Source organism: Paraburkholderia sp. FW306-2-2C-D06C, assembly GCF_058781505.1.
Genome location: NZ_JBYSWU010000023.1, coordinates 82,897 through 94,074, shown reverse-complemented (window position 1 = coordinate 94,074; position 11,178 = coordinate 82,897). Strand labels below are relative to the sequence as shown.

The following is an 11,178-nucleotide window of genomic DNA, read 5'->3' as shown; positions in this document are numbered from 1 at the left end:
TTCAGTCCTATTAGTTCCTTAAGCGGCGCGCGGCGATCGAGCGCAGCGTCCGGTAGAACAGGCCCGCGATGATCAGCGCGGCGAGCACGCCGCCCAGCATCAGCAGCAGCGGATGCGACGACAGCGCCCAGCGCAGATACTCCTGCGGCGACAGGCGGCCCACGTAGTACGCCTCGCCATTCGACGTGATCGTCACGGTGCGGCCGTGAATCACGGCCATGGCGCCTTGAATCTGCGGCAGCACATCGGCGTCGAGCAGGGCGGCGGAGAGATCGGCGTCCGACTGGCCGGCCGCGCTCACCAGCGCGACGGCGCTGCGGTTCTTCTGTAACGGCGACTCGAAGCCGGTCAGGAGCGCGTCGCCGTTCGAACTCACCAGCGTCAGATCGGCGCGCGCCGGCGAGCGTTCGACGCCGCGTTCGCCATGCCACCAGTCTTCGAGCTTGAAGGCGATATCGGACAGCTGGAAAGTGCGCGCATTGCCGTCGCTCGAGAACGGCATCGACTTGGCCCAGCGTTGCAGCAGCGGCTGACGGCCGGGCGCGCCGAGAATCAGCAGGTCCTTGCTGGCGAACCTGTCGACGTCGTTCGAGGTGCCGACGCTCACGCCGGTCACCGGATAGCCGGTCGATGCGCCCATCCGGCCCATCGCCAGCAGGTACAGGCTGTAGTCGCTCGACGTGGCGTCGTTCGGCAGGATCACCGCGGTTTCGGAGAGGTCGGCCATCCGCGTGAACGGGAAGCCGCTGTTGGCGAACGCGGCCAGATCGGGCAGGGCCATGTAGTGCGGGAACGACGACAGGTCGATGGTCGAATTCGGATCGATCGCGCCGACCACGTTTTCCAGCAGGCGGCCGTGGCATTCGCCGGTATTCGGAATGTCGTAGAAGAAATGCAGGCGCACCTGCGCGCGCGGCGTCAGCAGCAGCGGCGGGATATGGACGGTGTGGCGCGCTTCGGCGGTCCCGTCGGGCAACACGCTGGCGAAGTAATGGCTCAGTTCGAACACCGAGGCCGACTCCGCCGGAATCGGCAGCGCCTGCACGAAGCCGTTGTTGACGCTGACATTCAGCGACGAACGGTCCCGCAGTGGGCGCACCGTGTAGCGGTAGCGCAGATCGATCGGCGCGCCTTTGGTGTGCCACATGAACAGATCGGGCGGCACGCGCAGATTCACGCGCACGGCGTCGGCGTCGTAGCCTGAGACGGTCAGATCGCGCGCGTCGGCGAGTTCGCCGAAACGCACCGGGCGATGGGTCGGCAGCCAGTTCGGCGCGTCGTACGGCACGCGCGGCGCGAGCTCGGTCAATTGCGTGATCGTCGCGCTCGGACCGGTCAGCGTGTTCTGGCCGATGCCGAGCGCCCTGGCGGCGGTTTTCAGCTCGGCCTCGGTGCGGCCGAGTACGAGCAGCAGCTTGCCGCGCGCCGGCGCCTCGCGATCCACCACGGTGATAGTCGGCCCGGAGATCGCCGGAATCGTCACGCCTGCGGGGCGTTGATCGGATGTCGCGAATACCACCGCGTTGCCGGAGAGCGGCGCGTCATCCAGTTGCGCCGGAAACACCGCGCCGCGGTAGCCGGCGAGCGCGCCGAACCACGAAGCAACGATGCCGCCCGCTTCGAGCGTGGCCGCGCCGGGCCGTTGCGGAAACACGAACGGCAACTCCAGGCGCCGCACGTCACGGCGGTCGAAGAACGGCTGCGGCAGCGCCGCGAGGTCAGGCTTGCTGGCGAGCGACGCATAGGTCAGCTCGAGCGAACTCGCATTGCTGACGGTGGCCCACAGCGACGAATTCGCCGGGTCTTCGCAGCGTTGCGTGTAATGGCCGATCAACTGCACGTTCAGGTGGTTGAATTCGGTGATGAAGCGCGGATCGATCGAGACGTCGCGCGCCACCAGCATGCCGGCCTGTTCGTGCGGCACCGGCAGGGTCGCGGCGACTTCGCCGTTCAGCAGCACTTTCAGCTGCGAGATATTCGGGAGCAGCGCGGGCGAATAGCTATAGATCAGATGCAGGACCGCACCGGTCGCCACTTCGTCGCCGCGCACGGAAAACGCGACGCCGTTCTGGCCGTCGGTGCCGCGCAGCTGCAGCGGATCGAGCGCGCCGAGGTCGGCCAAGGTGAGCGTCTGACGGCGGCCGCCCGGCACCAGCGTGCCCGGCTCGGCGGTGGTCGGCGTCCTGATGCCCAGCGCTTTCACCGACGACGCGGCGAGCGCCGGCGTGGGCGTCGCCAATGGCGCTTGCGCGATCGTGTTCGGATCGAACAACACGGCGGGGCCCGGCGCGCGCACGTTGCCGACCCCGGTGGCGACCATTGCGGCGCCGGTATGAGCGGCCGGCGCCGCAGCGCCTGCGGTGCCTGTTTCCGTGCCTGTTTCCGTGCCTGTGTCTGTGCCTGCGCGGCTCGACGCCGCCGCAGCGGCTTCAGCCGCCGACGCCAGCGGCGCCGTCAACGCGGTTTGCAGGGCGAGCCAGCATGCAAGGCCGCGCATCAGTCGTTGCGAGCGGATGTGTCCAGACCGACGCGTTTCCGATTTCATCCCACTGCGCTCGTGGTTCGAGCGTTCGAGGTTTCCCTTCGCCATCCGGTTGCCCATAGATCAATCTTTGGTTTTTAGCTTCTTGACGTCCACTGGACGGCTTTTCATCGAGCTTCGAAGGTCGGCATAAAGATGTTCGAACAGGCCCAGAATGCCGCGCACGCCGACCGTCAGCACATGCGACAGACCGCGCAGCGGCGTGTCCTGCTGACGTCCTTCGGCCCAGCCGGTCCATGCATCGGCGCGGGCGAACGTGGTCTTGACGAACTCGTATTCCTGTTGGCGCGTCAGTGCGGAAAAGCGCAGGCCGACGCGGCCCGGCGCGGCGAAACCGACGGTGGCGGGGAACGCATATTCCTCGTCGCCGCGAAACAGCGACACGCTCACGCGTTCGTGCATCGGCACTTCGATGTTGCCGGGCAGCGCCACGCCGACGCCGCCTTCCGAGTAGTCGATGGTTTCGCAGGCGAGCGTGCGGCCGGTCGAAAACTTCAGCATCACCGGCATTTGCATCGCCACGCGGTGCACCGCGCGAATCTGCCGGCGCTCGCTTGCGGCGGCCACGCTCGCACCGAGGATCAGCATGTTGTAGGTGGTCCAGCCGAGGTTCAGCAGGGTGGTCTGCACCACGCTGTGCACATTCCAGTTCAGATAGATGTGCGCGATGCCGACGCAAAAGCCGATCAGGTTGAGCAACAGCAGGAACAGATACGGCCGCGAGATCGCCCAGTCGAAGTAGTTCTTCTCGATCTGGCCGCCCTTGGCCGTTACGTTGAACTTGCCGAGCTTCGGGTTGATCAGCGCGAGCAAAGTCGGCGCGGTGATGTACGAGGCCAGCACCGACTCGTACACTTCGGCCCAGAACGAATGGCGGAACGCGCGCTGCATCCGCGAGTTGGTGATGCTCGCGTGCATCATGTGCGGCAGCGCGTAGATCGCGATCGTACTGGCGGCGGCTTCGATCACGTGCGCGCCGAAGAACAGATACGACAGCGGCGCGGTAAGGAACACCAGACGCGGGATGCCGTAGAAGAAGTGCATCATCGCGTTCAGATAACAGAGCCGCTGGCCGATTTTCAAACCCTTGCCGGTCAGCGGATTGTCGATCCGGAAGATCTGCGTCATGCCGCGCGCCCAGCGAATCCGCTGGCCGATGTGGCCCGACAGGCTTTCGGTCGCGAGCCCCGCCGCTTGCGGAATCGCCAGATACGCGGTGGTGTAGCCGAGACGGTGCAGCTTCAATGCGGTGTGCGCGTCTTCGGTGACGGTCTCGACCGCGATGCCGCCGATTTCTTCCACCATGGTCCGGCGCAGCAACGCGCACGAACCGCAGAAGAAAGTGGCGTTCCACAGATCGTTGCCGTCCTGCACGAGACCGTAGAACAGTTCGCCTTCGTTCGGCACCTTGCGGAAGGTGCCGAGATTGCGCTCGAACGGATCGGCGGAAAAGAAGTGGTGCGGCGTTTGCAGCATCGACAGCAGCTTGTCGCGCAGGAACCAGCCGAGGCCGATCTGCAGGAACGAGCGAGTCGGAATGTGATCGCAGTCGAAGATCGCGAGGTACTCGCCGCTGGTGATTTTCAACGCTTCGTTGATATTGCCGGCTTTCGCGTGGCGGTTGTGCGTGCGGATCGTCCAGTTGACGCCGACTTCCTCGCAGAACGCCTTGAACTCGGGGCGGCGGCCGTCGTCGAGCACGTGGATCGAGATCCTGTCGGCCGGATAGTCGAGCGCGAGCGCGGCGAAGATGGTCGGCTTCACCACCGCGAGCGGTTCGTTGTAGGTCGGAATGAACACGTCGACGGTCGGCCAGGCGTCGCGTGAAGCGGGCAGCGGCAGCGGCGCACGCTTGAGCGGCCACGCGGTCTGGAAGTAGCCGAGCAGCAGCACGATGGTCGAATACACCTCCGCCGACACCAGCAGCAAACCCCATGCGGCGTCGAGCGGATGTTCCCAGTAGGTGGTCGAGGTCAGGCGCCAGTATATATAGCGGCCGGATGTCACCACCGACAGCATGATCATCACCATCGTCGCGTACCGGCCCGGCAGGCGGCGAAACAGCAGCGCGCAGACGAAGCAGCAGGTCGCGAACATCAACTGCTCATAGAACGCGAGCGGTACGGTGAACACGAAGTACAGCGTCACCAGTGCGAACAGCGTGACGATGCCGGTCACGATCCTGCTGTTCCAGAAGCGCGCGTCGACGAAGCGTTCGAATCGCGGCGGCTCGGCCGTGTCGGCGCGCGGTGCGCTCGGCGTGCTCATGCGACGTTCCTCGGCGAGACAGCGATCGCATCGACGGCCGCCATCAGCCAGTTGCCGCACGCGCGGAAATCGGCGGCGGCCTGGCTGAGCGGATCGTAGTGGATCAGCGTGGTGTCGCAGGCGAGCGCCTCGCTCACGCCTTCGTCCAGATGGATCACGCCGGGGAACAGCTTGCCGCCGAGCATCTGGCGCAGGACCTTGAGGACGTCTTTGGTCAACTGGCGCGACTGGTCGATCTGATTGACCACGTAGCCAACGCCGCCGAACTCGGCGCGCGGCGCGGCATACGCCTCGATCATCCGTTCCATTTGCGGGATCGCCGCGTAAGAGGCGGCGTCGGCGAGCACCGCGTTCAGCGCGAAGGTGGCCGAGCACAACGCGGCGCGCGCATACGCGGACGAACCCGGCGGCGTGTCGATGATGACGACGTCGGACGCGTCGAGCCGCAGCGCTTGCAACGCGTGCGCGAGCCATCGCGGTTCCTGGTCGATATACGCCTCGAAGCGGCGGCGGTCGTCTTCGAGCACCGCGCCGTAGGGCAGCACGGTCACGCCGTCGACGCCGTCGAACATCACGGAATGCCACGGATCGCCCGTCAGCGTCGCGCGCGACAAACCGTCGACGCTGTCGAGCGGCACGCCGAAATGCAGGCGCAGCGCGTTTTGCGGATCGAGATCGAGTGCGATCACACGCCGGCCGCTATGGGCGAGCACGGAAGCGAGATTGGCGGCGAGGGTGGTTTTACCGACCCCGCCTTTAGCGGACACCACCGCAACGACTTTCATGTGCGGCGCGGGCCGTTGACCAGCCACGAGTTGGAGGCGGCGGGCGCGGCCGGACGTGCGGCGCTGGCCGGCGCGCTGGCCGGTTGAGAGGCGGCGCCGCGCAGACGGTCGAAGACCGATAGCAAGGGCGCGGACCCGGTCGCCGCGGCCGGCGCTTGCAGCGGTGCGGGCTCGGGTTCAGGCGCGAACAGCTTGCCGAGGATCGAAGCGGGTTTGGCGGCGGGAGCAAGGGCGGGTGCCGGAAGCGGCGCTCGCGCCCACGTCGGCGCAGGTGCGGACGCCGGCGCCGACGGGATGCTGGTTCGCGGCGGTATGGCCGGAATGCCGGCTTGCGGCGCAACGGGCGCCGCCGCATCGATCCGGGCTGCGGCAGGTTCCGCCTGTGCCGTGTCGCCGTCTTTCGTTTCCAGCACGCTGAAGCGCGCGGCGCCGCGCGGACCGGCGGGCCGCACGGCGGGCTGCACCACTGCGGCGACCGGCGGAATGTCGCGCCGATGCGGCCGGGTGAACAGCGGCGCTCGTGCGCGCGTAACCGAGGCGGCGTCTTTGGATGTCGTGCCCTGACGATCCTCGGCCTGCTGCGGCGCGTCGTCCGCCGACGTCTGGGCGGCGGCCCCACGGCGCGGCCCGATCGCCGGAATCTCCGGCTGCGTCAGATCCAGCGTCACCAGCAGCGGCCAACGCGTGCGCGCCGAGCGCGCTTCGTTTTCGCGGCTGATTTCCTGGTATGCGCCGGCGTCGCCGCCGAAATGACCGAATAGTTTTTCGATGTCGCTCGATGAACTCATAGTGTCGCCGTCTTGTTCATGACTTGCCTTACCCTCATCCTTACCTTTACTCGCGGCGCAAAAACGCTGATCCTGCTACTTCACGCGCAACGGTCTGGCGCGTCATATCCGCTGCCTGTTACCCGCTCGGTACCTGTCCGCCGCCTGCCCGCTACTTGCCCGCTATTTGCCCGTCATCTGCCGCTACCTGCCTGATGCCTTCACGTCCCGCTCAAGCAGGATGCCGGCCGAGGCGGAATTCGATCGCGGTGTCCTCGCCGTACTCGCTGGTCTGCGCGACCGACAGGCCTTGGGCGCCCAACGCGCTCAACCACGTCTGATAGACGCCCTGGAGGAACGCGGGCGTCCATGCCAGCGCCGCGTCGCCGAAGGTCCGCAGCGGCGCGCAGTAATGGACGATGCGCAGACACGCGGCCTCGTCGGATAGTTCGACGTAGCCCCAATCCATTTCATGCCAATACAGGTTCAACGTATGCACGAGTCCGGCGGTAGATTCGCAGGCTGGCAGTTGATGCGCCGCCGCAAACCGGCAGCCGACGCGGTACATCAGTTGGCGCAATTCATCGCGGCCGATCTGCGCTTCGAACTCGTGGGCCAGTGCAGTCAGCATGCCTCGCCACTGCGGCGAGATTTGGCGTTCCAGCAGGTAGTCGAGAATTGGGACCATATTTTCCGGGAAATGGCCGTTGCATCAACCCGTGTAGAACGGGCGCAGACAGCCGCATGCCAATGAAAGTGTTGCGACAGGGAGCGCGCATTGCACGCGTCCGCAGTTACTTTTTACCGAATTCGTTCAATCTGTCCCGGCATAGTTCGGCGCAGTCTACTTAAGACATTAAGATTTAGCTACTTTCCATTCGTCAGCTTAGACGCGCGCAAGATGAAATCGAAGCCATGGGCGATATGCATTTTTGCGGCGTGAATTGCTTTCTCCGGCGGCTCGCCGCCGGATGCGCCGTTTCAAATGCCTGTGTCTTGGCCGCGATAACGGCATATTTCAGCGAAACTTTCCAGCGCTCGGCCGCATTGTAAATACAACACTTTGCGTTTAGGCGACTGCAACAGGCTACTGGTCCTTGAACGTTTCTTGCTGGATCTTGCCCGTGCGACACGCACCGATCTTTCGCTTCGCGGCCTTCATCACCCGCAACGTGCGGGTCGGCGATGCGGGTCGGCAATGTCTTCGGGCGGCTGGGCGGTGAGGCGTTCGGCGTGTTGCGTCTGGCGACCGCCGCCGCGCTATATGCGGTCAGGGCGTCGGGCCGCGATCGCGTGATGGCGGCATAGCGGGGCGGCGTTCTGATGGAAGGTGGCGTGCCGCGCTGTGGCGCAGCTGACGTGCCGGTGATGTGCAGCGTGCCGGTGATTGGCAAACGTTTGCCGGGGCAGCGCGTCGAGGTTCTCCGACGGGCGCGATGCAAGAGCCGAATCTCGCCGCATGCCTATTTACGTGGAAGGGGTAAATATTTGTCTGATGGTTGCCGTTATACATTGGCAGAGTGACCGGAACCAGCCTGATAACTATCACTATCAATATGCTTTCCACCTCAACGAAGCAACAGGCCGATGCCGGCTTGCGCGAGCGTTTCCATCGACGATCGCTGGAGCACCAGCGTCCGCTTTCGACGGTAACGATGGCGTTTACCGTGGTCGCATTCCTGTGCTTCGTGGGGGCGCGCAACTTCGTCGGCGGTCCGGCGCTGCCGCTGTCGTACCGGCTCGCTTGCGCACCGGTGCTCGGCCTGCTGGTGCTGGCGATTCCGCGCGCGAATACGACCTGGGCATTCGGCGCGATCGGCGTAGCGTACTCGCTGTCGCTGGTGGCGGGGCTCGCGCTGAACATCTCCGGGGTCGACCAGCCGTTGCTGTGGGCGCTGCCCGCTCTCGTGGCGATTCCGATCTGCGCGGCGCCGCTGTGGCTCACGCCGGCGCATTTCTGGGTGGGCAGCACGCTCTTCTATGCGGCGGCGCTCGCCTTGCTGCTCGGCGTGCCGCGCACGCATGACGTCGACATCGTTACGTGGATGTGGATCGCGGCGATCGGCATGCCGACTTCCGCGGTGTTTCACTTCGGCTTTTACCGGTTCCGGCGCAACCACTTTCTGCTTGAGAGCCAGTTGGCAAAACTCGCCGCGACCGATCCGCTGACCGGCTTGCAAAACCGTCGCGCGTTCGTCAAGCAGGCCGAGCACCGCCTCGAAACCATGGTGCCTGATGCGCGAGTCAGCGTGATCTTTCTCGACATCGACAGTTTCAAATCGCTGAACGACCGCTTCGGCCACGCTGTCGGCGACCATGCGCTGTATCACGTCGCCCAGGCGCTGATGGAACATACCACGGCGGAAGACAGCGTCAGCCGCATCGGCGGCGAGGAGTTCGCGGTGCTGCTGCATGAGGGCCTCGCCGGCGCGCTCGAGCTGGCCGAGCGCCTGCGCGGCGCGATTGCCGCGCTCGAGCGTCCGGACGGCTATCTGAGCGCGAGCTTCGGGGTGGCCGAACACCGCCGCGGCGAAAACATCATGGTGCTGCTCGACCGCGCCGACCAGGCGTTGCTGCGCGCCAAGCACTCGGGCCGAAACCGCGTGTGCGCCGAACACGCGCCGCCGGGCGAGGCGCTGCAACTCATGTCCGAAGCGGCGCGCACGGAGGGCGGCGCGGTGGCGCGCAGGCAGCGATGGGACAACTATTACCTGACCTCGCACTTCCAGCCGCTTTACAGCTTGTCGCATCAGAAGCAGGTGGGCTTTGAGGCGTTGCTGCGCGGCGAGCACGACGACGGCACGCTGGTGCCGCCGGTCGTGCTGTTCGCGCCGAACCCTCGCAACGACGAAGGCGCGCTCGATCGCGCGAGTCATGCCGTGCATCTGGGCAATGCGCGCGAGGCGCTGCCCGCGAGTGCGTGGCTGTTCCTCAACATTCTGCCGGCCACCTTCATCGCCGAAGGTTACGCCGATCAGCTCGCGGCGATTGTGCGGGCGGTGGGGCTCGAACCGGAGCGGGTGATTCTCGAGATTCTCGAGTCGCACGGCGGCAGCGTCGACGAAATGTCGCGGGCGGCGGCCTTGTATCGGGAGCACGGTTTTCTGATCGCCGTCGACGATTTCGGCGCGGGTCAATCGAATCTCGACCGGCTGTTCCGGATCCGTCCGGATCTCGTCAAGCTCGACGGCGAACTGATTCGCGCGACGAATCCCGGTACCGAGCAGCCAATTTTGCCGAAGCTGGTATCGCTGCTGCACCAGGCGGGGATGCTGGTGGTGGTGGAGGGTGTCGAGACGACCGAGGAGCTGATCCTCGCGGTGGCGTCGAATGTGGATTTTGCACAGGGATATCTGCTCGGGCGGCCGGCCGCCGAGATGGCGCCGCCGGAATCGGTGCGCCGGCGGATCGACGATGCGTTCGACGTTATCGCGCAAGGGCGTGCGCACCAGCATGCATTGTTCGAAAGCGAGGTCGAGCCTTATCGGGTGGCTTTGAATAGCGCGGCCGACGATTTGCGAGCCGGTGTGGCGATGGATGAGGCGTTTGCTTTTCTCGCTACGTTTGAGCGGTGTGTCAGCTGCTTTATTCTGGATGATTCGGGGCGGCAAATCGGGCATGAGGTGCGAGGGCCGGCATGGAGCAGCGAAGCGACTTCGCTGTATCCTGTTGCGAATCCGCGCGATGCGAGGTGGGATCATCGGCCTTATTTTCGTAATGCGGTTTTGTTGCCCGGGGTGGCTGTGACGAGCAATCCTTATCTTTCTTTGGCCAGCGGCCGGCCTTGTGTTGCTGTTACTTTGGCTGTGCAGTTTGCTAAGGAACGGTCTGTTGTTGGGGTTGAGCTGGATTGGTCTTCTGTGGGGTTGCCCTGGCCCGCTAGTGATTGAGGTTTTTTTGCGCGTAGCGCCTGGATGGTTGTTTGCTTACGGCGGTGCAATTTCTTGTTTTGTTACTGGTTTATTGGCGTTGCCCCTGTGCGGGGGATTTGCATACATCGCATGGGGACCCTATAACAGCGCATATCGTTATAAATCAAATCCAGCAGCGCGACCACATCCGCGCGCTGGACCGCGCGAGTGCAGTGGCGGCGCTCACCGAACAGGCTGCCGCATGAACAGATAGCACGAATTTTCCTCAAACCGGCCCCTGCATTGCAGGGGCTTTTTTCTACCTGCCGCAAACTGCGTGCAACTCGCATCATGCGGTGTTCGAGTCGCTTACATGCGGTCACGCGGTCAGGAAAAACCTGCTCGAAGGTCCGGCGATGGATCAACGCGCGAAGCACTACGACACGCCGTATGACCTTCTTGTGCGTCGCTATCACGAGGACCATTCGCAATGTCACTCACGATAACCGTGCCATCTATGCCAAGTCCGATCCCGTCAAGCACTTCCGACTGGCTGCGCACCGAATCCTTTTCATCGAAATATGCATAGAGGCGACGCGCCGCCTGTTCGTCCTGGACATCGTGAATCAGCACACGAACCGGAGTTGCGATGTCCCGCAGAACGATCGCATTCAGGCGGTGCTACCCATCGACAAGCCGCAACGTACCGTCCGGCAGGCGCGCAAACGAGATTGGCAAACTTGCCTGCCAGTCATCATCGGCAAAACGCGCAAGATGCTTGGCCACGCGTGCAGGTCGAACGACACGCTGTCCGGGAAAATTGGTTTCATCCAGTACACGCCGCGCGATGCCGGGGGCACCCAACGCCGCACATATTGCCCACGCCGTGCGCTCAACTGCTTGGCTGGTAAGCGCCTTCAGCCCTCATGCTTGATCGTCTGATTTCGTTAAATGGCGCTTAATGT

8 protein-coding genes are annotated in these 11,178 nt (G+C 64.5%); 3 read left to right on the top strand and 5 right to left on the bottom strand.

Going from position 1 to position 11,178, the window contains the following annotated elements; translation table 11 throughout:
• Positions 1 to 10: 10 nt before the first annotated feature.
• The 5 genes from bcsB to bcsD form a co-directional block, all read right to left on the bottom strand.
• Entirely contained in the window at positions 11 to 2,602 is a 2,592-nt protein-coding gene (gene bcsB / locus AC3WLT_RS19055; protein WP_492593244.1) for a cellulose biosynthesis cyclic di-GMP-binding regulatory protein BcsB, read from the bottom strand.
• 3 nt (positions 2,603 to 2,605) lie between these two features.
• On the bottom strand, positions 2,606 to 4,810 hold the full coding sequence (gene bcsA / locus AC3WLT_RS19050; protein ID WP_492593243.1) for a UDP-forming cellulose synthase catalytic subunit: 2,205 nt from the start codon (positions 4,808 to 4,810) through the stop codon (positions 2,606 to 2,608).
• The gene (gene bcsQ, locus AC3WLT_RS19045) at positions 4,807 to 5,595 is read right to left on the bottom strand and encodes a cellulose biosynthesis protein BcsQ (protein ID WP_492593242.1); all 789 of its coding nucleotides are present in this window, start codon (positions 5,593 to 5,595) and stop codon (positions 4,807 to 4,809) included. Before bcsQ ends, bcsA begins: the two co-directional genes overlap by 4 nt.
• A complete protein-coding gene (gene bcsP / locus AC3WLT_RS19040; protein ID WP_492593241.1) occupies positions 5,592 to 6,383 on the bottom strand; it encodes a cellulose biosynthesis protein BcsP in 792 nt (263 codons plus the stop codon). The genes bcsQ and bcsP overlap by 4 nt, the downstream gene beginning before the upstream one ends.
• A gap of 211 nt (positions 6,384 to 6,594) precedes the next feature.
• Positions 6,595 to 7,050: a cellulose biosynthesis protein BcsD gene (gene bcsD / locus AC3WLT_RS19035; protein ID WP_492593240.1), complete on the bottom strand. Its 456-nt coding sequence runs from the start codon at positions 7,048 to 7,050 to the stop codon at positions 6,595 to 6,597.
• 497 nt (positions 7,051 to 7,547) lie between these two features.
• Here bcsD and AC3WLT_RS19030 point away from each other — a divergent pair, with 497 nt between their 5' ends.
• From AC3WLT_RS19030 to AC3WLT_RS19020, 3 genes are all read left to right on the top strand, one after another.
• Positions 7,548 to 7,670 carry a hypothetical protein gene (locus AC3WLT_RS19030; protein ID WP_492593239.1) on the top strand — a complete coding sequence of 41 codons (123 nt, stop codon included), beginning with the start codon at positions 7,548 to 7,550 and terminating at the stop codon, positions 7,668 to 7,670.
• 248 nt (positions 7,671 to 7,918) lie between these two features.
• Entirely contained in the window at positions 7,919 to 10,252 is a 2,334-nt protein-coding gene (locus tag AC3WLT_RS19025; protein WP_492593238.1) for an EAL domain-containing protein, read from the top strand.
• A gap of 411 nt (positions 10,253 to 10,663) precedes the next feature.
• On the top strand, positions 10,664 to 11,155 hold the full coding sequence (locus AC3WLT_RS19020) for a hypothetical protein (protein ID WP_492593237.1): 492 nt from the start codon (positions 10,664 to 10,666) through the stop codon (positions 11,153 to 11,155).
• Positions 11,156 to 11,178: the final 23 nt, after the last annotated feature.